A 25,575-nucleotide genomic window follows, 5' to 3' on the forward strand; every position below is an offset into this window, starting at 1 on the left:
GCTGCGGTGGCTGACGGGGGTACGGCCGGTGTGCGGCGCCGGTAGCGGTCCGCTAAGGGCGGACGGGACCGTCGGCTGTGCGCGGGGTTCGGAGGCTGCCGGTCGTGAACAGGTGGGCCCAGGCCGTACCGGGTGCTCCCGGGCCGTCGCCCGGATCGGCGGCGATGGCCAGGACCTGGTCGGCGTCGCCCGTCGCGAGGAGGCGGGCCGCCGTGCCACGGGCCGCGGCGAGCGGGCCGCCGATGGCGAGCGTGGCGACGAGCGGGCCGGTCAGGCCCCATACCGCGCTGAGATGGCCGAGCGCCGTGGAGGGCACGTTCTGGAACAGCAGTGGTTTGGGCACCTGGCGCCGTTCGGCCACCGCGTCGTCGATGGCGGTCTGGGTGACCGTGTCGCCGCGGGTGGCCGCGAGGACGAGCGCGGTACGCGGGCCGATGTCCGGGGGCAGCGGGGGCGTGCCGTACCGGTCGGTGAGGCAGCGTTCCCCGACGGCCACCAGCAGCGGCGCGAAGGCGGAGGTGTCGAAGCGCGGCACCTCCGGCAGGCGGGCCGCCGGGTCGTCCGGGGGCGGCCACTGGGCGCGGGTCTCGACGGTCAGTTCCATGGCGTCCTCATGGGGCTCTGCCCGCACGCATGACGTCGTGCGGCACGGGTGGACTTCGGTCACGGCATCGCCAGGAGGAGGGCCGTGCAGACGCCTCCGAACCCGCTGTTGAGGCTGAGGGCGTAGCGGGAGCGCGGGGCGCGGCCCGGGTCGAGTACGAGGTCGAGGGGGCAGTCCTCGTCCGGGCCGAGGTGGTTGGCGTTGACGGGCAGCTCGCCGTGGCGGAAGGCGAGCGCGCAGACGGCCAGTTCGACCAGGCCGGAGGCTTCCAGGCAGTGCCCGTGCAGGGCCTTGGTGGAGCTGACCGGGGTCCGTACGCCGTGCGGGGCCAGCGCGCTGACGATGGCGGCGGCCTCGCCCGCGTCGAAGGCGGGGGTGGCGGTGGCGTGGGCGTTCACGTACCCGATCCGGTCGCCGGTGAGCTTCGCGCGGCGCAGCGCGGTGGCCACGGCCGCGGCGGGGCCCCGGCCCTCGGGGTGCGGGCGGCAGACGTGGTGGGCCTCGGCGGCGTTGCCCCAGCCGCGGACGACGGCCCACGGCGGTGCGGTGCCGGTGCGTTCGAGGACCACGGCGGCGGCGCCGTCGCCGAGCACCGGGCCGTCGCGGCCCGCGCTGAAGGGGCGGCAGACGCCGCCGGGGGCGAGGATGCCGGCGCTGTCGAAGGCGGCGAACATGCTCGCGTCGACGAAACTGGCGCCGGCCACGACGGCGCGCCGCTCGGCGGTGGTCGCGATGAGGTGGGACGCCTCGGCGACGGCGGTGTTGGAGGCCGCGCAGGCGGCGGTGTGGACGGTGAGCGCCTCGCGCAGGCCGCAGGCGCCCGCCGCCTCGACGGCCAGGGCCGCCGTGTCGGGGCCGGCGTGCAGGGCGAGGACGAGGGGGGTGGCGGCCCGGTCGGCCGCGGTCAGCTCCGCCTGGTCGCAGGCCTCGCCGATGAGGTGGGTCAGCTCCGTGAACAGGTCGGGGGTGCCGGGGACGGTGGCGGCGTCGTGGGCGCGGTGCCGTGCGGTGTCGAAGCGGGTGACCGGGGTGGTGGCGGGGGTGGCGGAGGTCAGGCCCTTCCAGAGCGCGTCCGGGCCGCGGCCGTACGCGGTGAGGACCGACAGGCCGGTGACGCGCGCCATCAGGAGACCACCGCGTGCCGTGGCTGGAAGGTGACGGGCAGCTCCGTCAGGCCCGCGGTGACGTGCAGATGGGTGATGCCGCCCGTGGAGCCGCGCTGCCAGGGCAGGGTGTCGAGCGGCCGGGCGGCGGCGAGTCCGGGCAGACGGTGCAGCACGGCACCGAGGGCCGTACGGCACAGCCCGACCGCGAACTGACTGCCGAGGCAGAAATGCGGGCCGTGCGCGAAGACCAGGTCCTGGCCGGGGGCCCGGTCGAGGTCGAGGTGGTTGGGGGCGGTGAAGCGGCGCGGGTCGCGGTTGGCGAGGGCGATGTGCACGATCACCGCGTCCCCCGGCGCCAGCTCGGCGCCGTACAGCTCCATCGGCCGGGTGGCGAAGCGCGGCATGGTGGCGGCCAGCGGGGAGGTGTAGCGCAGCAGTTCGCCGAGGCCGTCGGCGACCCGGGCGGGGTCGGCGAGGAGGTCGGGGCGGTGCCAGAGCGCGTACAGGCTCGATGTGAGGAAGTCGGCGACCGGTTCGTAGGCGGAGACGAGCAGCAGGAAGAGGGTGGAGGTCAGCTGCCCTTCGTCCAGGCCGGTGGCGTCGGCGTGCGCGATCATCCCGCTGACGGCGTCCGGCCCGGGTCCGTCCCGCCGGTGGGCCACGAGGTCGTGCAGCAGCTCGCTCATGGCCGTACGGTCGGCGGCGTACCGCACGCGGTCCGGGGAGCCGGGGGGATCGAACAGCGGGGACGGGCCCCAGCGCCGCAGTTCCAGGGCGCGCCGGACGAATTCCGGCGGATAGCCGAGGTGTTCGGTGATGGCCCGGACGGCGAAGGGGTGGGCGAAATCGTGGACGAGGTCGGCGCGGCCCCGTCCGGCGATCTCGTCGAGCAGGCTCTCGGCGAGCGCTTCCGCGCGGTCGGCGGTGGCCCGCACCCGCTCGGGCGTGAACGCCGACGCGCCCAGCTCGCGCAGCTGCCGATGAAGCTCGCCGTCGTTGTTGAGCATGCTGCGGACGATGCTGTCGGTGACCTCCTTGTCGGTGAAGGCCAGATAGTCCGTCCAGCGCTCGCCGCCCCGGACGGCCGGTTTCGCGAACCCGGTGTCCGTCAGCACCTGGCGTGCCGCGTCGTACCCGGACGCGACCCAGGCGGTGGAGCCGTCGGGCAGCTCCGCGCGCCACACCGGGGGCTCGCCACGGGTGTCGATGCGCTCGGCCTCGGGGCTGTGGCGGACCCGCGCGTCCATCAGAAGTGCCGTACCGGGCCCTGCGGTCACCGCAGCCTCCCCACTCGTCGAAGTCGGACACGTAGCGTCACTATTAAATTACCATCAGTGACATCTCATCACTACGCACCTCACCCGCACGGGTGAAGCGCCCCATCGGCACCCGAGGCGGACGGAGCGGAAACGGCACATGTACACGGAGCGGAAGCGGCATATGTACGACGAGGGCATCGGCAGCTGGGCCGCACGGCGTGCCCGGCGCACCCCGCACCGCACGGCACTCGTCCACGACGGCGCGACGGTCACTTACGCCGACCTGGACGACCGGACCGCCCGCATCGCCCGCGCCCTGCGGGACCACGGTGTGCGCCAGGGCGACCGGGTGGCCTTCCTCGGCCCCAACCGGCCCGCCTTCCTGGCGTCCCTGTTCGCCGCGGGCCTGGTGGGCGCGGTCTTCGTCCCGTTCAACGTACGGCTCGCCCCACCGGAACTGGCCTGGCAGCTGGCGGACTGCGGGGCCCGGGTGCTGCTCCGGTCCGGAAACCGGTCCGAAAGCACGGACGTTGCGGGCATGGCGGAGGCGGGCGCATCGGCCATGGACGCAGCAGTGATGGACGCGGACGACGCAGCCGTACGGAACAAAGCCGCGCGGGACGAACGAGCCGCGACCGTCGCGGCCGACGACCCCTGCCTCATCCTCTACACCTCCGGCACCACCGGACGGCCCAAGGGCGCCGTGCTCACCCACGCCAACCTCACGTGGAACGCCGTCAACGTCCTGATCGACGAGGACCTGACGGCCGACGAGGTCGCCCTGGTCGCGGCGCCGCTCTACCACGCCGCAGCGCTGGGCATGCAGGCCCTGCCGGTGCTGCTGAAGGGCGGTACGTGCGTCCTGATGGAGACCTTCGACGCGGGCGCGGCGCTCGAAGCGGTCGAGCGGTACCGCGTCACGTCCCTGTTCGGCGTCCCCACCATGTTCCGGCGGATCGCCGCCCACCCGCGATGGCCGCATGCCGACCTGTCGTCCCTGCGCACTCTGGTCTGCGGCGGTGCGCCCGTACCCCAAGCCCTGACCGCCGCGTACGAACAGCGGGGACTGACACTCCGTCAGGGGTACGGCCTGACGGAGGCGGCCCCCGGCGTCCTGCTGACGCAGCACCGGCCCGCCGGCACCGGACCGGCACACGCCGATGCCCGGCCGGCGCACTCGGGCGTGCCGCACTTCTTCACCGACGTGCGCGTCGCGGCCCCCGGCCCGGCGGACACCACCGCGACGGACACCGCCACCGCCACCGGCCGGACCGGCGAACTCCTCGTACGCGGCCCGAACGTCATGACCGGCTACTGGAACCGGCCCCGGGAGACCGAGGCCGCGCTCACCGACGGCTGGCTCCGCACCGGCGACGCCGCACGCGTCGACGCGCACGGCGGGCTGACCGTCGTGGACCGCCTCAAAGAGGTGATCATCTCAGGCGGCGAGAACGTCTACCCGGCCGAGGTCGAGCACGCGCTGCTGGCCCACCCGGACGTCGCCGACTGCGCCGTGATCCCCGTGCCCGACGCGGAATGGGGCGAGGTCGGCCGCGCGGTCCTGGTGGCGGCACCGGGCGTGACCCTCGACGCGGAAGCGGTCCTCGCCTCCCTCACCGGCCGGCTGGCCGCGTACAAGATCCCCCGCTCCGCCGTGCTCGCGCCGGACCTTCCCCGCACCGGCACGGGCAAGCCCGTACGCCGGCAGATCCGCGCACGCTACGGCTCGGCGTAGCACGGAAACCCCTCGGCGATGGCCCCTCAGCGACGCCCCCTCAGCGATGACTCACCACATTCACCACCTTCCCGTTCGGATCCCGCACGAAGAACCGCCGCACCCCCCACTCCTCGTCGCGCAACTCCCGCACGATCGGCGCCCCGGCGGCCACCACCGCGGCATACACGGCGTCCACGTCCTCCACCTCGACACTCATGTCCGGCGGGGTGTCCGGCGCGCCACGGTCCTCGGTCATGAGGATGACCTGCGCCGTGGGATTCTCCGGCGACGCCATCGTCATCACCCACCCGAGATTCATCACCTCCTCGAACCCGAGCAGACCGTAGAACTCGCGGCTTTCCCCCAGGTCCTGCGTGTGGATGTCGGGCACGACTCTGCGGATGGACATCGGCGGCTCCCCTTCGGACGCGGCATAGAGCGCGTGCGGCACGGCACGCGGCAGCCCGGGCCCCGGCGGTGGAGCAGTCATCCGGACGGCAACACCAACTATCGCAGCAGCCACTGACAACGGTGGCACATGCCGGGCACGACGGCGGTAGAGGGCACCGCGCCTCCGAGTGCGGACATGCCATCTACGACGGATCTCCATATAAGTTTCCGATCTGCAGAAAACTCACCTGCGCGATTCCGGAATATCCACGACTCGGCGCAAGCGAATCGTCGCTTGGTCTGGCCTGTAGCACCACCCTCCTAACCCCCGTACGAGTGAAGCACCTACTTGCGCGGAATCGCTTCTTCCGGCTACACGCTTGGAGGTTGGCCAACATGTCCACCGGGACGCCAACGACATCGTGTTTCACTCCTTAGAACCGAAGAGTCGCCTGCCCAGCTCAGGCGACCCACACACAGAAGGCGGTTCTTCGTGATCAAGGCGAAGATTGAGACTGTCACCCCCGAACGAGCACAGAAGTGGCTCAGCGAAAACAATCGAGGCAACAGGCAACTCAGCACCGGACACGTCGCATCTTTGGCCCGCGCGTTGGAACGCAATGAGTGGCGCGTCCACCACCAAGGGATCGCATTCACCACTGAAGGCCGACTACTGGACGGCCAACACCGCCTCGCCGCCATCGTCCAGGCAAGAAAGTCAGCTGAAATCATGGTTGCTCGTGGCGTAGATCCCGCCACCTTTTCCGTAATGGACACCGGCAAGCGGAGAACCGCACGGGATTTGCTGCATCTGGAAGGAGAGAAGCGAGCTCAGCAACTTGCCGCAGCACTACGCGGACTGTTCTTGTACCGACGTGCCCCCAAGGCGGGCTGGCTTGGTCCCTCAGCCAGCCTCAGCCACGATCAGCTACGCAATCTTCTCAACGAGAACCCGGGTATCCGCAGCGCATTGGAGAAGGGGTTCTCACTCAATCGAGAGGTTCGACTATCCATCACAGCTGCCGCTGTAGGCTGGCACGTGACTTCGACCGATCGTCCTGACATCAATCAGGATGATTGGTATGAGGGGCTAGCGACAGGTGCAAACCTCAAGCGCAATGACCCACGACTGGTACTCCGAAACACAATGTTTGCACTCCGCCAAGGAAGGTCCTCGCGAAAGCGTGACGACTCTCGCGAGCATCTTGCTTACTACCTGAAGGCATGGAACGCATGGGCCGAAGGCCGGTCCATCAAGCTCCTGCGCAGAAATGCCGGTGAAGCCTTGCCCCTTGTCACTCTGGCCGGGGCGTCGGAAGCCAACGATGAGGGACGTCTCATGTAAGGGCGGGCGCGTCACCAACCGTCCCGCACGGCCGCGCGTTCAGTGCGAACACCACCGCACATGCATGCGCACCTGCGCTACTGCCAGCCGTTCGGCCGGCGATTATCACGGAAGGTGCTGCGCACAACACAGCATCGTTCATCCCAGCGGGAGAGCAATAGGAAACGAGGTGACAACCACGTCGCTTTTGGGAACGCTGCCGGAAACTCTTCAACTGGCCATTTCGGCCCACCCCACCGTCCGCCCGCACCACCGCTCCAGCAGCACCCGGTCATGTCCCACCGCCAGCAGTCCGGCGCCCGACTCGCGGCGGTAGTCCTCGACGGCCGTCACCAGGGCTGCCGTGGTCGACGCGTCGAGCATGGCGGTCATTTCGTCGCAGATGAGCCAGCGGGGGCGGAGGATCAGGGCGCGGGCCAGGCAGGCGCGTTGGAGCTGGCCGTCGCTGACCTCGTGGGGGCGGCGGGTCAGCAGGTCGGCGGAGAGGCCGACGGTGGGGGCCAGTTCGGCGAGGCGGGCGGGGGCCTCGGCGCGGCGGCCGGTGGCGCGCAGGGGTTCGGTGATCAGGTCGGCGAGGCGCAGGCGGGGGTCGGCGGACAGGCGGGGCTGCTGGAAGACGACGCCGTACGCGGTGCGCTGGGCGCGTGAGGCGCGGTGCCGGTAGCCGGTCGCGGGCTCGCCGTCGAGGATGACGGTGCCGGCGTCCGGGCGGTGCAGGAGCGCCGCCACCCGGGCCAGCGTCGACTTGCCGCAGCCGCTGGGGCCGAGCAGGCCGACGGCCTCGCCGGGCGCGATGCGCAGCGACACGTCGCGGACCACGGGGTGGTCGCGGTCGTAGCCCGCGGTGATGGAGCGGAGTTCAAGCACGGGCTGCTCCCCCGGGCGCGGCGGCCGCCGGTGTCGCCGGCGGGTCCGGTGTCTGCGACGGGTCCGGTGTCCGGAGCGGGTGGTGGCAAGCGGTGCCGTCGGTGAGCGCGGGCACGGTGGCCGTGCACACGTCCGTACTCCGGTCGCAGCGGGCGGCGAAGGCGCAGCCCGGCGGGAGGGCGCCCAGCTCGGGCGGCATGCCGGGGATGGGGGTGAAGGCGCGGTCCGGGAGGGCGTCGAGCAGGCCGCGCGCGTACGGGTGGCGGGGGCCGGGGGCGCCGAAGAAGTCCGCCGCGTCGGCGAGTTCGACGATCCGGCCGGCGTACATGACGGCCACCCGGTCGGCGATCCGCTCGGCCGCCGCCAGATCGTGGGTGATCATGAGGAGCGCCCGGCCGGTGCCGTCCTCCTTGCCCTCCAGGTCGTCCCCGGGCGCGTCGATGTGGCGGCGCAGCTCGTCGACCGTACGGTCCACGAGGTCGCGGTCGAGGCCGGTCGTCGGCTCGTCGGCGAGGAGCAGCGGGGCGTCGCCGACCAGTGCGAGGGCGGTCGCGGCGCGCTGTGCGAGACCGCCGGAGAGTTCGTGCGGGTGGCGGTCGAGGTGCCCGGCGGGGAAGGCGGCGCGCGCCGCGGCCTGCTCCGCGGCGGCCCGCAGGGCGTGCTTGGGGGTGCGGGTCAGTTCCCGGACGGTCTCTTCGAGCTGGGCCCGTACGGTGCGTACGGGGGTGAGGTGGGCGGCCGGGCTCTGCGGCACCAGGCCGATGCGGCGGCCGCGTACCGAGCGGGACAGCTCGCGTTCGGAGGCGGTGAGCAGCTCCACGCCGTCCAGGTACGCGGCGCCGGCGGTCTCCGCGTTGCCCGGGAGGAGCCCGAGCAGGGCGGAGGCCAGGACGGACTTGCCGCAGCCGCTCTCGCCGACGAGGGCCAGGCAGTGACCGGGCGTGAGGTCGAAGGAGGCATCGGTGACGGCGGCGACGTGCCGCCCGCCGCGCATCCGGAAGCGTACCGACAGGTCGCGGACGGACAGGACGGGGGACGAAGAGGAGGTGGGCGGCAGGGTGGGCGGCGGGGTCACAGCATCAGCTCCGATCGGCGGCGCGGGTTGATGCGTTCGCGCCAGACACCGGCCAGGCCCGCGATGGCGAGCGTGGGGACGATGATGAACAGGCCCGGGAAGAGGGTCGGCCACCAGTCGCCCGCGAGCAGCGAACTGCGCGCACTGTTGACCATGTTGCCGAGGCTCGCCTCGTGGGCGGGCAGTCCGAGCCCCAGGAAGGAGAGCGCGGACTCGTGCCAGATGGCGTGCGGCACCATCAGGACGGCGGCGAGCCCGGCCTGCGGCAGGACGCCGGGCAGCAGGTGGCGTACGGTCACCCGCCACCGTGAGGCACCGCCGGAGACGGCCGCGTCGATGTACGGGCGGGAGCGGAGGGAAAGGACCTCGGCCCGCACGATGCGGGCCGTGGAGAGCCAGTGGGTCAGTGCCACCGAAATGATCACCGGCCAGACGCCGGGCCGGAACATGGCCACGATGAAGATGCCGAGCAGCAGGTGCGGCACGGAGGAGAAGAGGTCCACGACGCGCATCACGCCGCGGTCCGCCCAGCCGCCGAGCGCCCCGGCCAGCGCGCCGACCGCGGTGCCGATGACGGTGGCGGCGAGTGCCGCGACCACGCCGACGAGCAGCGAGACGCGCAGGCCGTAGACGCAGCGGAGCAGCAGGTCGCGGCCGACCTCGTCGGTGCCGAAGGGGTGGGCGGGGGAGGGCGCCCGGAGTTTGGCGGCGAGGTCGACGGCCTGTCCGTCCAGCGGGAACAGGAGGGGCACGGCGACGACGGCCAGGACGATGGCTGCCACCAGGACTGCGGAGGTGCGTACGCGCAGGGTACGGGTGCCGCGCCCGCCGCGCCGTGCGGCACGCTGATGCCAGTGGGCGGCACCGGGCGTCTCCATCGCCTTCCGGGCCGTCTCGGCCGCCTTCCGGGGCGTCTCGACCGCCTTCCGGGACGTCTCCGCCGTCTCCCGCGTCCTCTGCGCCGTCTCAGCCAACGGATCAGCCATCGAAGCCCACCCTCGGATCCGCGAGTCCGTACAGCAGGTCGGAGAGCAGGTTGCCGACCAGCACGGCGGCCGTGGCGAGCACCGTGAGCGCCGCCAGCAGCGGGAAGTCCACGCTCGTCGCCGCCTGGACGGTGGCCGCGGCGATGCCCGGCCAGCTGAAGACGGTCTCCACCAGCAGCGCGCCGGTGATCAGCTCCGGTACGCGGGAGCCGATCAGGGTGAGAACCGGGAGCAGGCCGGAGCGCAGCGCGTGCTGGAGCAGAACGGTGCGTTCGCTCAGGCCGCGGGCCCGCGCGCCCCGTACCGGGTCCTCCTCCAGCGCGTCGCCAACCCCCTGCCGTACGTAGAGCACGAACCACGGGAGCTGTGAGACGGCGAGCACCAGCGCCGGGAGGACGACGTGGCGCGCGATCTGTCCGGCCGTGGCGACCTCGCTGCCGGTGTCGGTCAGCCCGCCCGCCGGCAGCACGCCCAGCTTGAGCGCGAACAGCCAGACGGCCAGCAGCCCGAGCCAGAACGGCGGGGCGGCCTCCAGGGTGTACGCGGCGGAGGTGACGGCGCGGTCGAGCAGTGAGCCGCGCCGCCGGGCGGCCAGCACGCCCAGCAGCGTGCCCACGATGATCGCGAGGACGAAGGCCAGGGCGCACAGCAGCACCGACCAGCCGATGCGCTCGCCGATCACCTGCGAGACGGGCGCGCGCAGCGTCGCGGAGTCGCCCAGGTCGCCGGTGAGCGCGCCGGTCAGCCAGTGCCACCAGCGGCCGAGCAGCGGCTGGTCGACACCGAGGTTGTGCCGGATCTGGTCCAGGTTCTCCTGGGAGGCGGTCAGGCCCGCGGTGCCCGCGTACGCCTTGACGGGGTCGAAGGGCGCGGCGGCGGCGACGGCGAACACGCCGAGGGTGACGGCGAGGAGGACCGGCACGGCGAGCAGCGCCCGCCGTCCCGTCATCCGCGCCATCGGCCCCCAGGGCAGCTGTGCGAGGCGGCTCACGTGGCGGGCTGCCAGTCCTCTACGTTCCACCAGGGGCCGGAGGCCAGGCCGTGGTCGTGCGGCTCGACCTGGGTGGTGAGGTCCTTCCAGCGGTCCTTGACCACGTACAGGTGGTCGATGTGGGTGAGGAAGATGTACGCCGGGTCCTCGACGAGTTCACGCTGGACGGTCTCGTACCCGGCCTTGCGCGCGGCCTTGTCGTCGGTGCGGCGGGCGTCCACCAGCGCCTTGTCGACCTTGGGGTTGTCGTAGCGCGACATGTTGTTGAAGCCGTCGCCGGCCAGCGAGGAGTGCAGCAACAGGTACTGGTCGAAGTCCGGGTCGGCGGGGCTGCCGCCGCCCGCGAGGACCGCGTCGGTCTTCATGTTCGGCCGGATGGCCTCCCACGGGCCGGACTCCACCTTGACCTCGATGCCGGCCTTCTTGGCGTCGGAGGCGAAGGCGAGCGCGTGCTCCTGGCGGAGCTTGTCGCCGGCGAGGTACCAGAGCTTGAAGGAGGCCGGCTTCCCGTCCTTCTCGCGGATGCCGCCCTCGCCCTTCTTCCAGCCGGCGTCTTCGAGGATCTGCTCGGCCTTCTTCAGGTCGTGGGTGCGCTCGGTGCCCTTGGCGAACCAGGGGCTGTCGGTCGGTACGGGCCCGTAGGCGGGCTTGCCGGCGCCGTCGAGGATGCCGTCCACCATGGCCTTGCGGTCCACGGCGATGTCCAGGGCCTGACGGACCGCCTTGTCCCCGGTGACCTCGTTGGCGGTCGGCAGGGTGACGTTGCGGTAGTCGAACGTCTTGGCCGACAGGCTCTCCATGCCCTTGGCGGACTTGAAGGTGGCGGCGAGGTTGGGCGGCAGGATGGCGCCGTCGAGGTCGCCGGAGCGCAGCCGGGTGGCGCGCACGTCGTCGTCCTTGATGATCGCCATGGTGAAGTTCTTCACCTTGGGCGCACCGCCCCAGTAGTGCGGGTTGGCCTTGAAGGAGAGCTTCTCGCCCTTGGACCACTTGGTGAGGATGTACGGTCCGGTGCCGACCGGGTGCGTGGTGAAGGACCCGGTGTTCACGTCCTGCTTGCCCGCGATGTGCTGCGGGGCGATCGGCAGGACGGTGCGCTCGGCGAACGGCGCGTAGGGGTACTTGAGGTGGAAGACGACGGTGCGGGCGTCCTTCTTCTCGACCTTCTCCAGGGCGTCCAGTTCGGCCTTGGAGGCGTTGTTGGTCTTCTCGTCGAGGATGGTCTCGTAGGTGAAGACCACGTCGTCGGCGGTGAAGGGCTTGCCGTCGCTGAAGGTGACGCCGTCGCGCAGGGTGTACGTGTAGGTCTTGCCGTCGTCGGAGACCTCGGGCAGCTTCGCGGCCAGCGCGGGCCGGAGCTTCATGTCCGCGTCGTGGGTGAGCAGCCCGTCGAAGATCTTGGAGTTGCCGTCCTTGCCGTAGCCCAGCAGCGGACTCAACGACTCCGGCTCGTAGGCGATGCCGACCACGGCGGAGTCCTGGGCGCCGCCCGCGCCGCCCGTGCCGTCGGACGGCGTGGAACAGGCCGCCGCCCCGAACGCCATGGTTCCCGCCAGTGCGGCGGCGGCCGCTGACCGTATCGACCGGGCCGTCATGCCCACTCCCTGCTGAAGATCGTCTGTTGTTGCAAAGCGCAGGCAATTAAACAGCATGTAAGAAACGGAGGCCCCACCTCCCTGCCCGGCGCCCGCCCGCCATCATGGGCGGATGCCCTCCGACCACTCATCGGGCCTGCCCGCCGACGCCTTGCCAGGCCCGCCCTCCGACCCCTTGTCGCGCCTGCCCGCCGCCCTCCGGGACGTTCCGTACGCCGGAGCCCGGCACCCCGGTGCGGCCCCGCTGCCGGGCCGCCACCCGTACGACGTGACGGCCGGGGCGAACTGCCAGCTCTACGCGTACGCGGTGCTGCGCCATTTCGGGCGTACGGTGCCGCCGCTGCGGTCCGCCGAGCTGTGGGCGGACACCGGGGCGACCGAGCGGGCCGCGCCGCCGCGCCCGCTGGACCTGGTGCTCTTCGACGCGGGTGAGGTGCCGGGGCGGCCCGACGGGTACGGGGCGCACGTCGGCGTGCACCTGGGGCCCGGCCAGGTGCTGCACCTGTGCAAGGAGGCCGGGCGGCCCGCCGTGTGGTCGTACGCGGACTTCGCGGAGCGGGCCCGGTACGCGCGGTTCCTGGGCGCGAAGCGGGTACGGGAGGCCGGCGTCAGCCGGTAGCCGGGGACTTTCCCGGCACCGTCACCAGCCTCCCGCAGCCAAAGGCACCGTCACCAGTCCCCGCCGCCGAACCCTCCCCCGCTGTCGCCGAATCCGCCACCGCCGCCGAAGTCGCCGCCACCGAAGCCGCCGGAGAAGTCGTCCGGGTTGAAGTCCGAGCCGGAGACGTCGCCGCCTTCCGCGCCCTGCTGGCCGCCGCCGAAGTCGGAGGCGTAGGCGGACGGGCCCATCAGGACGCTGCCGAGCATGGTGCCCATGAGGAGGCCCGGCAGCATGCCGCCGCCGAAGTAGCCGCCCGCCCAGGGGCCGTAGGCCGGTCCGGCGTCCCAGTAAGGACGCTGCCCGTATTCGGTCTGCACCGTGCGGGCCATCGGCTCCTGCCCGTCCGCCAGGCGCGCCTGGTCGGCGGCGCACACCGGGACCGTGCGGGGCGCCGCGCCGTCCGGCGCCCACTCCGCGTCCGCGACGGACGGGCCGTGCCGCGGGTCGAAGAAGCACGGCACCCGGCGTTCGGGCAGCGGCTTGCCCGTGCGCCGCGCGGCCAGGGTGGCCAGCGCGAACCGGCCGTCCTCCAGGGCCTTGGTCACCTGCTCGACATCGCCGGGGCGTTCGGCGCGGGCCATCGCCGACTTGGCGCTCTCGTACGCGTCCAGCGCGTGCGTGTAGTCGGCGCGCATCGCGTCGTCGGCGCCGGGCTCGCCCGGCTGGAAGTCGAGGCGGTCCAGCTCCTCGCCGAAAGCCGTGATGTCCTCGTCCACCACCACGCGCAACTGCTCCAGCGCGGCCCGCTCCTCCTCGGCGCGCTTCTTCTTGCTGCGGCGGTGCAGCGCGAAGGCGCCGCCGCCACCGACGACCACCAGCGCGCCCAGACCGACGAGCGCGCCGGTGCTGACACCGTCGCCGCTGTCACCACCCCAGGAGGCGGGCTCGTGGCCGGACGCCTGCTGGGTCGCGGTGTCCACGAAGCTGTCCAGACGTTCCTTGGTGCTGGCGTAGTCGGAGCGCTGGGTCGCGCCGACGAGGTTGCGTACGGAGTTGCGCGACATCACCCGCCCGTCGGCGGCGGCGTTGAACCGGTCGCCCAGCTCGACGGCGTAGACGCCGCTGATGCCGGTCTTGGTCCGCAGGTCCTTCAGGAGCGTGCTGGGCTGGTACTCGGCGGCCTTGGGCAGCACCGCGACGAAGACCGGCTTCCCGGAGTCCTTGATCTTCTTGGCCAGGGCCCCCGCGTCGGCGGCCGACAGTTCGGCGGAGGCCCGCGGATCCACGTACACCGGCCCCTTCTTCAGGGCCGCCGCGGCCTCGTCCAGCCCGCCGGCGGCCCGCGCGCCGGGAGCCACGGCCGTGAGCATCGCCAGGAGGACGGCCGCCAGGAAGAGCGCCGGGCCGGCCTGCGAGCGCGGGAGGAGCACCGCTCGGGAGACCGGGGAGCGCCGGGTTGCGATCTTCATGGGTACGACGCTACCCGAACCACACTTTCGACACATAACGGATACATAACGGGCACAGTGCGGCGGGCCCACCGACACGGCACCGCCGCGCGGACACAGTCGCGGACACAGTGTCCCGCGGTCGCGGCTCCCTGTCCTTTTTGGGGCCGCCGGTGCGGTGGCCGTCGCGCCGGACCCGGTGATGATCTCGCCGCGCGGGCAGGCTCCGCTCCGACCGCCCCCGACGTCACGGAGGTCATCATGCGTACCGCCAGAACCAGGGCGATAGCCGTCTCGGCCGCCACCACCACCGCGGCGGCCGCCCTCGCGGTCGGGCCGGCTGCCGCCCCGTCCGCCGCCGACCCGCCCCTGAAGCTGCGGACGCCGGCCGCGGGCTCCAGCGCGAAGGTGGCGGGCAGCCTCCTCGTGCAGTGGACGAACACCACCGGGAAGGAGGTGGACGTCTGGCTGAGCGCCCGCACGCCGTCCGGCGGGCACGACCGGCTGTCGCTGGTCGCGCCGAAGGCGGGCAGCAAGCGGGCGGGCGAGGCGCTGGCCACCCTCCCCGTGGTGCCGCCGGGCACCTCCTACACGGTCGAGGTGACCACCCAGGACGGCGCGGAGAGCGACGTCAGCGGGCCCCTCGGCCTCATCGGCTAGCCGCCGCCCGTGTACGGTCGGAGGCCGACCGGTGTGCGAGGAAAGGCAAGGGTGGCGACGCGATGGCCCCGCGGGCGGACGGTACCCCGACCTTCACGGAGCAGGCGCGCCGCCGGCAGCTCGTGGACTGCACCATCGACCTGATCTCCACCCGGGGTTACCCGGCGACCTCGCTCGCCGCGATCGCCGAGCGGGCGGGCATCTCCAAGGCCGCCGTGCTGTACCACTTCTCCTCCAAGGACAACCTCACCCGGGCCGCCCTGGCGCACGTGCTGGCGGAGTTCACCGCGTACGTACGGGAGCGGGTGGACGGCGCGGCCGGGCCGCGGGCCGCCGTCGTCGCCTACGTCCGCGCGATGATCGGCTATCAGCAGGCCAACCGCCGCCACGTGCGCGTCATCACCGAGATGCTCCTCGACGACGAGGGCGGCAGCAAGCTCAAGACGCCCGGTCAGCACGACACGAACAACCGCTGGCAGGAGCTGGCCGCCTTGCTGACGGCCGGTCAGCAGGCGGGCGAGCTGCGGGAGTTCGACACCCGTACGGTGGCGCTCGCGATCGGCGGCGCGATCGACGGCGTCGTCTCGCACTGGCTGGCCCACCCCGAGTACGACCTCGACGCGGCGGCCGACGAGCTGGAGACGTTCACCCTGGACGCGATCACGCGGCGCGCCCCGTAAAGGCGGGCCGGTTCCGTCAGCCCCGCGCGAAGGCCGGCGCGCGCTCGGGCCGGATGCCGATCCCGCCTAGGTACCCCGTCACGGTCCGCAGGGGCGGCAGCTGTTGGAGGAGGCGGAGCGGCACCGGCAGGCGGTCCGGGTCGAGGGTGCCGTCCAGGGCGGGGCGCAGCAGCGACTCGTGTTCGGCGATCTGGCTCTTCTGCACCACGGCGGCGGGCAGCTGCCGCCGCCGCTGCACCCGGGCCAGGTCGCGTACGCCGACCGTGCCGCGGCGCAGCGGTCCGGCGAGGAGGCGGGCCGCCGCGACGGCGTCCTGCACCGCGAGGTTGACGCCGACGCCGCCGGTCGGCGACATGGTGTGGGCGGCGTCACCGAGACAGAGCAGGCCGGGCCGGTACCAGCGGCGCAGCCGGCCCATCGTCACGTCGAGCAGCTTGACGTCGTCCCAGGAGCCGATCGCGTCCGTCACTTCGGGTCCCCAGCCGAAGAGGGCGCCGAGCCGGTCGCGGAACCATTCGATGCCGTGGGCGCGCAGGGCGGCGTCCGTGCCCTTCTTGATCAGGTAGGAGGTCTGGCAGTAGTCGCCCCGGTCCATGGTGACCGCGAACTGCCCGCCGCCCACCCGCATGGAGACCCGGCCGTCCCCCGGCGCGGGGACGCGTACGTTCCACACGTCCATCGGCACGTCGAAGGTGCGCTGCCGCAGTCCGGCCAGTTCGCGCACCAGGGAGTCGCGGCCGTCGCAGGCCACGGTGAGATCGGCGGCCAGTTCGTGATCGGTGCCGTGCTCGTCCCGGTAGCGCACCCCGGTCACCCGTCCGCCTTCGGTACGCAGGCCCGTACAGGCGGCGCGCATGCGCAGGGTGAAGACGGGCTCCGTGGCGGCGGCGCTCGCCAGGAGATCGAGGAAGTCCCACTGCGGGACCATGGCGATGTACTTGTGGCGGCCGGGCAGCCGGCGGAGATCGGCCGCCACCACGGTCCGGTCGCCGAGGTGCATCCGTACCTCTTCGAGCCGGTGGGCGGGCAGGCGCGCGAAGCGTTCGCCGAGGCCGAGTTCGTCCAGCAGGCGCAGGGTCGAGGGGTGCACCGTGTCGCCGCGGAAGTCGCGCAGGAAGTCCGCGTGCTTCTCCAGGACGGTCACCCGCACCCCGGCGCGGGCCAGCAGCAGCCCGAGCATCATCCCGGCCGGCCCCCCGCCCACCACGCAGCATGTCGTGCGTTCCATGCCGTACCCCCTTGCCGTCGTCCGCCGCCCGCGTGTCGCGGCGCGTTCGGCAGCAGACTAACCGATCGGTCAGTTGCCTGACCGACCGGTTAGCGGGAAGCGGCTACGGAGCCGGGATGTCCACCAGTTCCGCAAGCGCCGCGCGGTGCCGTCCCGGCGTGCCCAGGGCGGTCTCGTCGGCCTTGGCCCGCTTGAGGAACAGATGGGCGGGGTGTTCCCAGGTCATACCGATGCCGCCGTGCAGCTGGATGCATTCCTCCGCCGCGCGCACCGCGACGGGCGCGCAGTACGCCTGGGCGACCGCCACCGCCACCGGCGCGTCCGGGCTGCCGGTGGCCAGCGCGTCGGCGGCATTGCGGGCCGCAGCGCGGGCCGAGGCGACGTCCAGCCAGAGGGCGGCCATCCGGTGCTTGAGCGCCTGGAACGAGCCGACGGGGCGGCCGAACTGGGTGCGCTGCGCGGTGTGCCGGACGGTTGCGGCCAGGCACCATTCGGCGATGCCGAGCTGCTCGGAGGCGAGGAGCCCCGCGCCGGTCAGCAGCGCCCCGGTCACTGCCGCGCGGGCCGTGTCCTGTCCGGCCAGCAGCCGCCCGGCGGCGCGGTCCAGGGTGATCCGGGCCGGTACGCGGGTCAGGTCGAGCGGGACACCTGGTTCGACGCGCACGCCGTCGGCCGTCGCGTCCACGGCGTACAGCGCGTATCCGTACGGGCCGTCGGCCGGTACGAGCAGCACGTCCGCGGCGGCCGCGTCCGCGACGCCGGTCACCTCGCCGCTCAGCGTGCCGTCCGCGTCGGCCCGTACGGCCGGCTCCGGCAGGGTGCCGGGAGCCGTCGGCAGGGGTACGGCGAGCACGCCGACGCTGCGCCCCTCGGCGAGCGCGGCGAGCGGCGCGGCCACTTCGGGGCGGTCGGTCTCGCAGCCGAGCAACGCCGTCACCGCGAGGACCGCACTGGTCAGATACGGCACGGGGGCCACCGCACGGCCCAGTTCCTCCAGGACGACGGCGGCCTCGCGGGCGCTCGCGCCCTGCCCGCCGAGCTTCTCGGGGACCAGCAGCCCGGCGGTACCCATGTCGGCGGCCAGTTGGCGCCACAGCCCGGTGTCGTACGCCCGGCCGCTCTCCAGGTCCGCGAGGACGGCGGCCGGGCCGCCGCGGTCGGCGAGCAGCGAGCGGACGGCGGCCCGCAGGTCCTCCTCCGGCTCCGAGTAGAGGAGATCGGGTTCGGTGGGGGCCGGGGCCCCGCTCGGAGCGGTCATCGGGGAAGGTCCTTCCAGGCGACGTCCTTGTCGGTGCGCGGCTCGGGCGGCAGGCCCAGGACGCGTTCGGCGACGATGTTCAGCAGCACCTCGGAGGTGCCGCCCTCGATGGAGTTGCCCTTGGCCCGCAGGTAGCGGTAGCCGGCCTGGCGTCCGGTGAAGTCCACGCCCTCGGGGCGGCGCAGCGTCCAGTCGTCGTACGCCAGCCCGTCCTCGCCCAGGAACTCCACCTCCCAGCCGCTGATCTGCTGGGCCAGCCGGGCGAACGCCAGCTTCATGCCGCTGCCCTCGGGCCCGGGGTGCCCCTTGGCGAGCTGCTGGCGCAGCCGCTCCCCCGTCAGGCGGGCGACCTCGGCGTCCACCCAGTGGCGCAGCAGCCGCTGGTGGAGGTCGTGGGTGCGTGCTTCGGGGCGTTCGCGCCAGGCCCGGGCGGCGACGCCGATCATGCCGCCCTCGCGCGGCTGGCGGGAGCCGCCGATCGCCACCCGCTCGTTCATGAGCGTGGTCTGCGCGACCTTCCAGCCCTCCCCCGCCTCGCCGAGGCGGTGCGCGTCGGGGATCCGTACGCCGGTCAGGAAGACCTCGTTGAACTCCGCCTCGCCGGTGATCTGCCGCAGCGGACGCACCTCGACGCCGGGGTCGGTCATGTCGCACACGAAGTAGGTGATGCCGCGGTGCTTGGGCAGTTCCGGGTCCGTACGGGCGATGAGGATCGCCCAGCGGGCCAGGTGGGCACTGGACGTCCACACCTTCTGGCCGTCCACCACCCAGCCGGTGCCGTCCTCGTCCCGTACGGCACGGGTGGCGAGCGCGGCCAGGTCCGACCCGGCGCCGGGCTCGCTGAACAGCTGGCACCAGACCTCTTCGCCGGTCCACAGCGGGCGCAGGAAGCGCTGCTTCTGCTCGTCCGTGCCGAAGCGGAGGATGGTGGGGGCGGCCATGCCCAGGCCGATGCCGATACGGCGCGGGTCGTTGTCCGGCGCGCCCGCCGCCTCCAGCTCGGCGTCCACCACGGCCTGGAGCGCGCGCGGCGCTTCCAGCCCGCCCAGGCCGCGGGGGAAGTGGACCCAGGCCAGCCCGGCGTCGAAGCGGGCCCGCAGGAAGTCGAGCGGGGCGGTGTCGGCGGGCGGGTGGGAAGCGAGCAAGTCGGCCGTACGGGTGCGCAGTTCATCGGCGGTGAGGCGCCCGGCCTCCGTGGTCTGCTCCGCCATCACGCCTCCTCCAGTCCGGGGACGACGACCAGACGGCCGGTGGTCGTGCCGTCGAAGACCCGCTGCACGGCCTCGGCCGCGCCGGAGAGCGGCACCCGGCCGCCGATCAGCGGCTTGATGACGCCCTGTGCGGCCAGCTTGGCCAGCTCCTCGTGGCAGGCGTCGACGGCGGCCGGGTCCTTGGTGTTGTACAGGCCCCAGTGGAGGCCGAGGATCGTGTAGTTCTTCACGAGGGCGTGGTTGAGGCCGGGGGCCGGTACGGCGCCGCTGGCGAAGCCGACGACCACGATGCGGCCCTCGAAGGCCACGCACTTGACGGACTTGGCGTACGCGTCGCCGCCCACCGGGTCGTAGACGACGTCCGCGCCCCGGCCGCCGGTCGCCTCCTTGACGGCGGCCACGATGTCGTCCGTACGCCGGTCCAGCACCAGGTCGCAGCCGAGCTCCCGGGCGACGGCCGCCTTCTCGGAGCCGCCCACCACGCCGATGACCCGCGCGCCCGCGGCCTTGCCGAGCTGGACGGCGGCGCTGCCGACACCGCCCGACGCCGCGTGCACGAGCAGGGTCTCGCCCGCCTGGAGCCGGGCCCGGCGGTGCAGGCCGAACCAGCCGGTCTGGTAGCCGATGTGCAGCGCGGCGGCCTCCGCGTCGTCCAGGGCGTCCGGTGCGGCGCGTACGGTCGCCGCGTCCACCAGGACGCGTTCGGCGAAGCCGCCGTCCGGCAGCGGGGGCTGGGCCAGCACCCGGGCGCCCGCCTCCGCGGACGCGCCGTCGCCCGCTTCGAGCACCTCGCCGCAGATCTCCACGCCCGGCGTGAACGGGAACGGCGGGCGCACCTGGTACTCGCCGCGGCACAGCAGCGCGTCGGGAAAGTTGACGTTGGCGGCCCGCACCCGCAGCAGCAGCTGCCCCGGCCCGGGCTGCGGGTCCGGCACTTCTTCCAGCCGCATCACCTCACGAGGCTCGCCGTTCTCGTGTACGCGCCATGCCTTCACTGGTGCCTCCACAGACCTCGGGTACGCGGGGAGCGCGGGGAACCGGCCCCGCGGCCATCGGCATACTAAGCGGTCGGTATCCCGCGGGGAATAGCCGATGTTCCGGGCGGCCGGCCGCCCGCCCGGATCCTGGTACCGGCAGGGTCAGGCTCACCGCGCCCCGGTGTACGAAACTGTCCGGCATGGACACACCTGCCGAGCTGGGCAACTTCCTCAGGACCCGCCGCGCCCGCCTCCAGCCGGAGGACGTGGGCCTGGTCCCCTACGGCGGCCGGCGCCGCGTACCGGGCCTGCGCCGCGAGGAGCTGGCGCAGCTGGCCGGGGTGAGCATCGCGTACTACACACGGCTCGAACAGGGCCAGAGCCACAACGCCTCGGACGGCGTCCTCGACGCGCTGGCCCGCGCCCTGCGGCTGACCCCGGACGAACGCGCGCACCTGCGCGACCTCGCGCGCCCCGCCAAGGCCCGCCGCCGCCCGTCCGTACGGCCCGACAAGGCGCGCCCCGGGGTGCTCCAGCTGCTCGCCGCCCTGGACGGGGTGCCGGCCGTGGCGCTCGACCGGCGCTTCGAGGTGCTGGCGTGGAACCCGCTGGGGCATGCGCTGCTGGCCGGGCACCTGGACCTCGACAGCCCGGGTCGGCCGCTGGACCGCCCCAACACCCAGCGGCTGCTGTTCCTCGACCCGCACACCCGCGAGCTGTACCCGGACCGCGAGACGGAGACCCGCCGGGCCGTCGCCGCGCTGCGCATGGCGGCCGGGCAGCACCCGGACGACCGGCAGCTGGCCGGGCTGATCGGCGAACTGTCCATGAAGAGCACCGAGTTCAGCACCCTGTGGGCCCGGCACGGCGTCAGCAACTGCACCTTCGGCACCAAGCGCTTCCACCATCCGCTGGTCGGCGCGATGGAGCTGGACTTCGAGCTGATGCAGACGCCGGACGGCTCCGGGCAGGGCCTGCTGATGTACAGCGCCCGGCCCGGTTCGCCGTCCGAGGCGGCGCTGCGGCTACTCGCCGCGCAGCACGTTCCAGAACCGCGGGTCCTCGAACCCGAGCGCCCATAGCCCGGCGTTGCGCACGCCGTACTTCCGCAGCAGCGACAGGTGCGCCGCGACGCCGCGCGCGTCCTGGTACCAGACCTCGTGCACGGCCCGGCCCGCCTTGTACGTGAAGTGCGGCGTGCCCGACTTCGTGTCGAAGCGGTAGGCCACGCCCTTGCGGCGGCGCAGCGCCTCCGCCTCCTTCCAGGTCAGATGCTTGGCGCGGGCCTTGACGCCCCGGGTCCAGTCCCAGCCGTAACCGGGGAAGGCGATTTCCAGCTTGTCGCGCGGCACGGTGCCGGTGGCGTAGCGCAGGAACTCCTCGTACCAGGCGAGCGAGGACAGCGGGCCCGGGGAGCCCTCGGCCCAGTGCAGGTCGTAGCCCATGATCCGGACACGGTCGGCGGCCTTGCCGAGGCGCGCGTAGTCGTACGCCTTGCCGGAGTTGGCGGTGCGGGCCATGACCGTGATCACGCAGCTCTTGCCCCGGGCGTGCAGCTTGGCGCACAGCTCGTCGGCGAACAGCGCGTAGCCGGTGCGCACCCGGTCCCGCATCCGGGCGGTGCCGGTGGTCGCCATCGTCTCGTAGTCGAGGTCGACGCCGTCGTACGCGCGCGAGGCCACCAGCCGCAGCAGCGCCCTGATGTGCGCGCCGCGGCGGGTCCGGTCGTGCAGCAGGGCGGCCATCGTGGCGGCGTCCATGGATTCGTTGACGGTGGGCACGACCTTGATGCCGGCCTTGTGCAGTCCGGCGACGACCTGCCGGTCCCCCGCGCCCGGCTGGCCCTTGATGGTGGTGGCGGAGGTGGCCCGGTACCAGAAGGGGCTGACGGTGTGCAGCTGCGCGGCGTGCTGGAGGGCGTCGCGGTAGGCGCCCCGGGTGTCGCCCCAGTAGGGCAGCCAGGCGGAGACCGTACGGCCCGTCCCCGTGCCGGGCGCCTTGGCTCCGGCCGCCTCTCCGGTGCCGTCGGTGCGGCCGTCCTCGGTGGCGGGCGGCGGCGCGGTGGCGGGGGCCCGGTGCGCGGCCGTGGCAGCCGCACGGCCCCCCGTACGGCCCTGGGCCGCGGCCCCGGGCGGCAGCGCGGCGGCCACCCCGGACGCCGCCAGCAGGAACGCGATCCCGAGCCGCGCCCGGGCAGCCGATGCATGATCCATGCCCCGAGCCTGTCCCGGGCGTGGCGCTCCCGTCGCGCGGATTGCGCCGAACGGCCGCGCCAGGACCCGCCCTCCGGGCGTACGGGCCCGGCAGCCGCGTCAGGTCCCGTACGCGCAGCGGTCAGCCGCAGACGTCGCCGGGCGAACGGCGGGCCCCCGAAGCCTCCGCCGCCCGGCCCCCCGCCCCCAGCAGGCCGGTCGCCGTGAGGTCGGCACGGCCGGCCAGGCGCAGGAACGCGCGGCGGGAACCCTCGGTCACGATGCCCGGCAGGACGGCCCGCACCACCTGGCCCGCGCGCAGCCACGGCTGCGCGTAGACCGCGGCGGACCGCCGTTCGATTCCGCGCGCCAGGCGGTCGGCCACCGGCCCGGCGTCGTACGTCTTCGAGGCGGGCCAGGGCAGGTGCGCGCGCAGCTCCCGCATCGCCGCCCGGCGGTCGGACGCCCGCACCATCTCGGTGTCCGCCCAGCTGAGGTACCCGACCCCGACGCCCACCCCGCGGTGCGCCAGTTCGGCGCGCAGCACCTGCGCGAAGGTCTCCACCCCGGACTTCGAGGCGCAGTACGCCGACAGCATCGGCGCCGGGCCGAGGGCCGCGAGGGAGGCGACCTGGAGGAAGTAGCCCCGGGTGTCCAGGAGCGCGGGCAGGAAGGCGCGGGCGGTCACCGCGCTGCCGATCAGGTTGACCTCGACGACGCGGCGCCAGACGGCCGGGTCGGTGTCGAGGAAGGGCCCGCCCGCCACCACCCCGGCGTTGGCGACGACGATGGACGGCGGGCCGAAGCGGCGCTGCACGAGCGCGGCGGCGCGGTCCATCGCGTCCTCGTCGGTCACGTCCACCGGCCAGTGGGCGGCGTGCCCCGGCAGACCGGCCGCGACCCGCTCCAGCTCGTCCTCCTCCAGACCGAGCAGGGCCACGTCGGCGCCCCGCCGTACGAGTGAACGCGCCATGTGCGCCCCCAGGCCTCGCGCCGCGCCGGTCACCACGGCCGTGCGCCCGAGCAGGGGAAGGTCGTGGCTCATGTCGGTCCTCCACGGTCTGCGTGCGGTGCCCGGCCGGTACGGGGACGGTCCGTCCAACGTAACGCCGTGGCGGCACCGGAGCCCGGCGCGACCGTTCCGTGTGGTCCGGCGCTTAATGGGCACCCGGAGGCCGGAGGAAAGGGACCGGCCTGGGCCGGCGAGCACACGCCGACTGGAGACCGCATGGCGGTAAGACATCAGCTGATCAAGAAGCACCCGGACGCGGTGTGGGCGGTGCTCGCCGACGGCGGCCGGTACCAGGACTGGGTGGTCGGACCGTACCGGTCGCAGCCGTGCGAGGGCGTCTGGCCGGAGCTGGGATCGACGATCAGCTACAGCGTCCGGCTGGGGCCGCTGTCGCTGAGCGGCCGGACCGTCGTGCGGCGCTGCGAGCCGCCCAAGGAGCTGGAGCTGGAGGTGGACAGCGGCGCGCTGGGCACCGCGCGGATCGCCGTCGAGATCCGTCCCTGGGGCGACCACGCCCTGGTGATCATGGACGAGCACCCTCTCCAGGGGCCCGGCGGGCTGCTGCACAACACCGTCCTGGACGCCCTGTTCCAGCTCCGGCACCGCAGCATGCTCAAGCGGCTGGCCAGGCTCGTGGAAAGCGGTTCCCGGCAGCCTCGCGAGACGGCGTGATGGCGCGGCACGCGGGCGTACGGGGCCCGGCTCCGGCGGGAAGGAGGCGGCCATGCCGGACGCCGTGGTGATCGGCGCGGGCCCGAACGGGCTGGTGGCCGCCAATCTGCTGGCCGACGCGGGCTGGAGCGTGGAGGTCCTGGAGGCGCAGCCGGAAGCGGGCGGCGCGGTCCGCAGCGACCGGGGCGTCCACCCCGACTACGTCAACGACCTGTGCAGCTCCTTCTACCCGCTGGCCGCCGCCTCCCCCGTGCTCGCCGCGCTGCGCCTGGAGGACCACGGGCTGCGCTGGAGCCACGCGCCCAGCGTCCTGGCCCACCCGCTCACCGACGGCCGGTGCGCGGTGCTGCAACGCCGGATGCCCGCCACCGCCGACGGGCTGGACCGCTTCGCGGCGGGCGACGGCGACGCCTGGCGACGGCTCTGCGAGATCTGGGACCGGGTCGGGCCGGACATCCTGAACGCCCTGTTCACACCGTTCCCGCCGGTGGTGGCCACGGCCCGGCTCGCCACCCGGCTGCGCAGCGCGGGCGGCCTGCGGCTGGCCCGCACGCTGGTGCTGCCCGTGCGGCGCCTGGGCGACGAGGAGTTCGGCGGCGAGGGCGGCCGGCTGCTGCTCGCGGGCAACGCCCTGCACGCCGACCTCGCGCCGGAGGCCGCGGGCAGCGGCGGCTTCGGCTGGCTGATGTCCATGCTCGGCCAGGCGTACGGCTTCCCGGTGCCGGTCGGCGGCGCGGGCGCGCTGACCGAGGCCCTGGTGCGGCGGCTGGAGGCGCGCGGCGGAGCGCTGCGCTGCGACGAGCGCGTGACCGAGGTGGTCGTACGGGCGGGCCGCGCGGTGGCGGTGCGCACGGCGGGCGGTGAGACGGTGCCGGCGGGCCGCGCGGTGCTGGCCGACGTCTCCGTACCGTCCCTCTACGGCGAACTGGTCGACCGCCGCCACCTGCCCACCCGGCTGCTGGCCGACCTGCGCCGCTTCCAGTGGGACTTCGCGACGTTCAAGGTCGACTGGGCGCTGGACGGGCCGGTGCCCTGGACCGCGCCCGGGGCGGCGACCGCGGGCACCGTGCACCTGGCCGACGGCGTCGACGAACTGACCCGGTTCGCGGCGCAGCTGGCGGCGGGCCGGGTCCCGGACCGGCCGTTCGCCCTCTTCGGGCAGATGACCACCGCCGACGCCACCCGTTCACCGGCCGGTACGGAGTCGGCCTGGGCCTACACCCACGTCCCGCACGACGTCCGCGCGGACGCCGGGGAGGACGGCATCACCGGCGCCTGGCACGACGGCGAGCGGCAGGCGATGGCGGACCGGGTGGAGGAGCAGGTGGAGCGGTACGCGCCGGGCTTCCGCAGCCGCATCCGGGCCCGCCGCATCCTCGCGCCGCCCACGCTCCAGGCCCTGGACGCCAATCTGCACGGCGGCGCCATCAACGGCGGTACGACCGCCATGCACCAGCAGCTCGTCTTCCGCCCCGTACCTGGCACGGGGCGCCCGGAGACGCCGGTCAAGGGCCTGTATCTCGCATCGGCCGGCGCGCATCCGGGCGGCGGTGTGCACGGCGCGCCCGGCGCCAACGCAGCGCGCGCCGCACTGCGCAAGCGGTCGCCGAGCAGCGCGCTCAGCCGTCTCCAGCGGTCGCTGACGGGCCGTAACCGGCTCGGCGAGCGGCCGGACGATCCGACGGAGTGACGGGCGCCGGG

At 73.6% G+C, this 25,575-nt stretch carries 24 protein-coding genes; 8 read left to right on the forward strand and 16 right to left on the reverse strand.

Features of this window, described 5'->3' with window-relative positions:
- Positions 1 to 52: 52 nt before the first annotated feature.
- The 3 genes from IH45_RS1000000148710 to IH45_RS0114155 are packed head-to-tail and all read right to left on the reverse strand — an operon-like array spanning position 53 to position 2,987.
- The gene (locus IH45_RS1000000148710) at positions 53 to 604 is read right to left on the reverse strand and encodes a beta-ketoacyl-[acyl-carrier-protein] synthase family protein (protein WP_050514825.1); all 552 of its coding nucleotides are present in this window, start codon (positions 602 to 604) and stop codon (positions 53 to 55) included.
- 59 nt (positions 605 to 663) lie between these two features.
- Positions 664 to 1,728, reverse strand: a complete 1,065-nt coding sequence (locus tag IH45_RS0114150) for a beta-ketoacyl-[acyl-carrier-protein] synthase family protein (RefSeq protein WP_030666805.1) — start codon at positions 1,726 to 1,728, stop codon at positions 664 to 666.
- Positions 1,728 to 2,987 (reverse strand): cytochrome P450, encoded by a 1,260-nt coding sequence (locus tag IH45_RS0114155; RefSeq protein WP_158813079.1) that lies wholly within the window; start codon positions 2,985 to 2,987, stop codon positions 1,728 to 1,730. Before IH45_RS0114155 ends, IH45_RS0114150 begins: the two co-directional genes overlap by 1 nt.
- Positions 2,988 to 3,150: 163 nt before the next feature.
- On the opposite strand from IH45_RS0114155, the gene IH45_RS0114160 reads away from it, so the two are divergent.
- Positions 3,151 to 4,704 carry an acyl-CoA synthetase gene (locus IH45_RS0114160; RefSeq protein WP_030666809.1) on the forward strand — a complete coding sequence of 518 codons (1,554 nt, stop codon included), beginning with the start codon at positions 3,151 to 3,153 and terminating at the stop codon, positions 4,702 to 4,704.
- Between the two features lie 40 nt (positions 4,705 to 4,744).
- Here the strand turns inward: IH45_RS0114160 and IH45_RS0114165 are convergent, their stop codons facing one another.
- On the reverse strand, positions 4,745 to 5,095 hold the full coding sequence (locus IH45_RS0114165; RefSeq protein ID WP_030666811.1) for a VOC family protein: 351 nt from the start codon (positions 5,093 to 5,095) through the stop codon (positions 4,745 to 4,747).
- A 474-nt stretch (positions 5,096 to 5,569) separates the two neighbouring features.
- Between IH45_RS0114165 and IH45_RS1000000146480 the strand changes: the two genes are divergently transcribed.
- Complete coding sequence (locus IH45_RS1000000146480; protein WP_234440540.1) at positions 5,570 to 6,421, forward strand: hypothetical protein; 852 nt, start codon at positions 5,570 to 5,572, stop codon at positions 6,419 to 6,421.
- Between the two features lie 210 nt (positions 6,422 to 6,631).
- On the opposite strand, the gene IH45_RS0114170 is transcribed toward IH45_RS1000000146480, so the two are convergent.
- From IH45_RS0114170 to IH45_RS0114190, 5 genes are all read right to left on the reverse strand, one after another.
- The gene (locus IH45_RS0114170; protein WP_030666813.1) at positions 6,632 to 7,288 is read right to left on the reverse strand and encodes an ABC transporter ATP-binding protein; all 657 of its coding nucleotides are present in this window, start codon (positions 7,286 to 7,288) and stop codon (positions 6,632 to 6,634) included.
- Positions 7,281 to 8,282, reverse strand: coding sequence for an ABC transporter ATP-binding protein (locus tag IH45_RS0114175; protein WP_078897536.1), 1,002 nt, complete (start codon positions 8,280 to 8,282; stop codon positions 7,281 to 7,283). Before IH45_RS0114175 ends, IH45_RS0114170 begins: the two co-directional genes overlap by 8 nt.
- Positions 8,283 to 8,359: 77 nt before the next feature.
- Complete coding sequence (locus IH45_RS0114180; RefSeq protein ID WP_030666816.1) at positions 8,360 to 9,241, reverse strand: ABC transporter permease; 882 nt, start codon at positions 9,239 to 9,241, stop codon at positions 8,360 to 8,362.
- Positions 9,242 to 9,341: 100 nt separating this feature from the next.
- Entirely contained in the window at positions 9,342 to 10,307 is a 966-nt protein-coding gene (locus IH45_RS0114185) for an ABC transporter permease (protein WP_030666818.1), read from the reverse strand.
- A gap of 29 nt (positions 10,308 to 10,336) precedes the next feature.
- On the reverse strand, positions 10,337 to 11,935 hold the full coding sequence (locus IH45_RS0114190; protein WP_030666820.1) for an ABC transporter substrate-binding protein: 1,599 nt from the start codon (positions 11,933 to 11,935) through the stop codon (positions 10,337 to 10,339).
- Between the two features lie 112 nt (positions 11,936 to 12,047).
- On the opposite strand from IH45_RS0114190, the gene IH45_RS0114195 reads away from it, so the two are divergent.
- Positions 12,048 to 12,554 carry a cell wall hydrolase gene (locus IH45_RS0114195; protein ID WP_050514826.1) on the forward strand — a complete coding sequence of 169 codons (507 nt, stop codon included), beginning with the start codon at positions 12,048 to 12,050 and terminating at the stop codon, positions 12,552 to 12,554.
- A 50-nt stretch (positions 12,555 to 12,604) separates the two neighbouring features.
- On the opposite strand, the gene IH45_RS0114200 is transcribed toward IH45_RS0114195, so the two are convergent.
- A complete protein-coding gene (locus IH45_RS0114200) occupies positions 12,605 to 14,005 on the reverse strand; it encodes a hypothetical protein (protein ID WP_030666823.1) in 1,401 nt (466 codons plus the stop codon).
- 240 nt (positions 14,006 to 14,245) lie between these two features.
- On the opposite strand from IH45_RS0114200, the gene IH45_RS0114205 reads away from it, so the two are divergent.
- Both IH45_RS0114205 and IH45_RS0114210 read left to right on the forward strand, forming a co-directional pair.
- Positions 14,246 to 14,644, forward strand: a complete 399-nt coding sequence (locus IH45_RS0114205; RefSeq protein WP_050514827.1) for a hypothetical protein — start codon at positions 14,246 to 14,248, stop codon at positions 14,642 to 14,644.
- 62 nt (positions 14,645 to 14,706) lie between these two features.
- Positions 14,707 to 15,324 (forward strand): TetR/AcrR family transcriptional regulator, encoded by a 618-nt coding sequence (locus IH45_RS0114210; RefSeq protein ID WP_030666825.1) that lies wholly within the window; start codon positions 14,707 to 14,709, stop codon positions 15,322 to 15,324.
- A gap of 16 nt (positions 15,325 to 15,340) precedes the next feature.
- Here the strand turns inward: IH45_RS0114210 and IH45_RS0114215 are convergent, their stop codons facing one another.
- The 4 genes from IH45_RS0114215 to IH45_RS0114230 all read right to left on the reverse strand — a co-directional run bounded on the left by IH45_RS0114215 (position 15,341) and on the right by IH45_RS0114230 (position 20,016).
- Complete coding sequence (locus tag IH45_RS0114215) at positions 15,341 to 16,552, reverse strand: FAD-dependent oxidoreductase (protein ID WP_030666826.1); 1,212 nt, start codon at positions 16,550 to 16,552, stop codon at positions 15,341 to 15,343.
- A gap of 103 nt (positions 16,553 to 16,655) precedes the next feature.
- On the reverse strand, positions 16,656 to 17,810 hold the full coding sequence (locus IH45_RS0114220) for an acyl-CoA dehydrogenase family protein (protein ID WP_030666827.1): 1,155 nt from the start codon (positions 17,808 to 17,810) through the stop codon (positions 16,656 to 16,658).
- Entirely contained in the window at positions 17,807 to 19,021 is a 1,215-nt protein-coding gene (locus tag IH45_RS0114225; RefSeq protein ID WP_030666828.1) for an acyl-CoA dehydrogenase family protein, read from the reverse strand. Before IH45_RS0114225 ends, IH45_RS0114220 begins: the two co-directional genes overlap by 4 nt.
- The gene (locus IH45_RS0114230) at positions 19,021 to 20,016 is read right to left on the reverse strand and encodes an NADPH:quinone oxidoreductase family protein (protein ID WP_030666829.1); all 996 of its coding nucleotides are present in this window, start codon (positions 20,014 to 20,016) and stop codon (positions 19,021 to 19,023) included. Before IH45_RS0114230 ends, IH45_RS0114225 begins: the two co-directional genes overlap by 1 nt.
- Before the next feature lie 182 nt (positions 20,017 to 20,198).
- Between IH45_RS0114230 and IH45_RS0114235 the strand changes: the two genes are divergently transcribed.
- Positions 20,199 to 21,080: a helix-turn-helix transcriptional regulator gene (locus tag IH45_RS0114235; protein WP_030666830.1), complete on the forward strand. Its 882-nt coding sequence runs from the start codon at positions 20,199 to 20,201 to the stop codon at positions 21,078 to 21,080.
- Here IH45_RS0114235 and IH45_RS0114240 read toward each other — a convergent pair.
- A complete protein-coding gene (locus IH45_RS0114240; RefSeq protein ID WP_050514828.1) occupies positions 21,024 to 22,211 on the reverse strand; it encodes a glycosyl hydrolase family 18 protein in 1,188 nt (395 codons plus the stop codon). The two genes, IH45_RS0114235 and IH45_RS0114240, sit on opposite strands and share 57 nt — an antisense overlap.
- A 121-nt stretch (positions 22,212 to 22,332) precedes the next feature.
- Positions 22,333 to 23,235 carry an SDR family oxidoreductase gene (locus IH45_RS0114245; RefSeq protein WP_030666833.1) on the reverse strand — a complete coding sequence of 301 codons (903 nt, stop codon included), beginning with the start codon at positions 23,233 to 23,235 and terminating at the stop codon, positions 22,333 to 22,335.
- 183 nt (positions 23,236 to 23,418) lie between these two features.
- Between IH45_RS0114245 and IH45_RS0114250 the strand changes: the two genes are divergently transcribed.
- Positions 23,419 to 23,874 carry an SRPBCC family protein gene (locus IH45_RS0114250; protein ID WP_030666836.1) on the forward strand — a complete coding sequence of 152 codons (456 nt, stop codon included), beginning with the start codon at positions 23,419 to 23,421 and terminating at the stop codon, positions 23,872 to 23,874.
- A gap of 52 nt (positions 23,875 to 23,926) precedes the next feature.
- Complete coding sequence (locus IH45_RS0114255; protein ID WP_030666838.1) at positions 23,927 to 25,564, forward strand: phytoene desaturase family protein; 1,638 nt, start codon at positions 23,927 to 23,929, stop codon at positions 25,562 to 25,564.
- Positions 25,565 to 25,575: the final 11 nt, after the last annotated feature.

It is taken from the genome of Streptomyces rimosus subsp. rimosus (genome assembly GCF_000720725.1).
Taxonomy (GTDB): Bacteria; Actinomycetota; Actinomycetes; order Streptomycetales; family Streptomycetaceae; genus Streptomyces; species Streptomyces rimosus_A.

Bases quoted from the DNA above. Each gene is read 5' to 3' on its own strand.
- IH45_RS1000000148710 (WP_050514825.1), bottom strand. From the start codon at position 604: ATGGAACTGACCGTCGAGACCCGCGCCCAGTGGCCGCCCCCGGACGAC.
- IH45_RS0114150 (WP_030666805.1), bottom strand. From the start codon at position 1,728: ATGGCGCGCGTCACCGGCCTGTCGGTCCTCACCGCGTACGGCCGCGGC.
- IH45_RS0114160 (WP_030666809.1), top strand. From the start codon at position 3,151: ATGTACGACGAGGGCATCGGCAGCTGGGCCGCACGGCGTGCCCGGCGC.
- IH45_RS0114165 (WP_030666811.1), bottom strand. From the start codon at position 5,095: ATGTCCATCCGCAGAGTCGTGCCCGACATCCACACGCAGGACCTGGGG.
- IH45_RS0114175 (WP_078897536.1), bottom strand. From the start codon at position 8,282: ATGCGCGGCGGGCGGCACGTCGCCGCCGTCACCGATGCCTCCTTCGAC.
- IH45_RS0114180 (WP_030666816.1), bottom strand. From the start codon at position 9,241: ATGGAGACGCCCGGTGCCGCCCACTGGCATCAGCGTGCCGCACGGCGC.
- IH45_RS0114185 (WP_030666818.1), bottom strand. From the start codon at position 10,307: ATGGCGCGGATGACGGGACGGCGGGCGCTGCTCGCCGTGCCGGTCCTC.
- IH45_RS0114190 (WP_030666820.1), bottom strand. From the start codon at position 11,935: ATGACGGCCCGGTCGATACGGTCAGCGGCCGCCGCCGCACTGGCGGGA.
- IH45_RS0114195 (WP_050514826.1), top strand. From the start codon at position 12,048: ATGCCCTCCGACCACTCATCGGGCCTGCCCGCCGACGCCTTGCCAGGC.
- IH45_RS0114200 (WP_030666823.1), bottom strand. From the start codon at position 14,005: ATGAAGATCGCAACCCGGCGCTCCCCGGTCTCCCGAGCGGTGCTCCTC.
- IH45_RS0114205 (WP_050514827.1), top strand. From the start codon at position 14,246: ATGCGTACCGCCAGAACCAGGGCGATAGCCGTCTCGGCCGCCACCACC.
- IH45_RS0114210 (WP_030666825.1), top strand. From the start codon at position 14,707: ATGGCCCCGCGGGCGGACGGTACCCCGACCTTCACGGAGCAGGCGCGC.
- IH45_RS0114215 (WP_030666826.1), bottom strand. From the start codon at position 16,552: ATGGAACGCACGACATGCTGCGTGGTGGGCGGGGGGCCGGCCGGGATG.
- IH45_RS0114220 (WP_030666827.1), bottom strand. From the start codon at position 17,810: ATGACCGCTCCGAGCGGGGCCCCGGCCCCCACCGAACCCGATCTCCTC.
- IH45_RS0114225 (WP_030666828.1), bottom strand. From the start codon at position 19,021: ATGGCGGAGCAGACCACGGAGGCCGGGCGCCTCACCGCCGATGAACTG.
- IH45_RS0114235 (WP_030666830.1), top strand. From the start codon at position 20,199: ATGGACACACCTGCCGAGCTGGGCAACTTCCTCAGGACCCGCCGCGCC.
- IH45_RS0114240 (WP_050514828.1), bottom strand. From the start codon at position 22,211: ATGGATCATGCATCGGCTGCCCGGGCGCGGCTCGGGATCGCGTTCCTG.
- IH45_RS0114245 (WP_030666833.1), bottom strand. From the start codon at position 23,235: ATGAGCCACGACCTTCCCCTGCTCGGGCGCACGGCCGTGGTGACCGGC.
- IH45_RS0114250 (WP_030666836.1), top strand. From the start codon at position 23,419: ATGGCGGTAAGACATCAGCTGATCAAGAAGCACCCGGACGCGGTGTGG.
- IH45_RS0114255 (WP_030666838.1), top strand. From the start codon at position 23,927: ATGCCGGACGCCGTGGTGATCGGCGCGGGCCCGAACGGGCTGGTGGCC.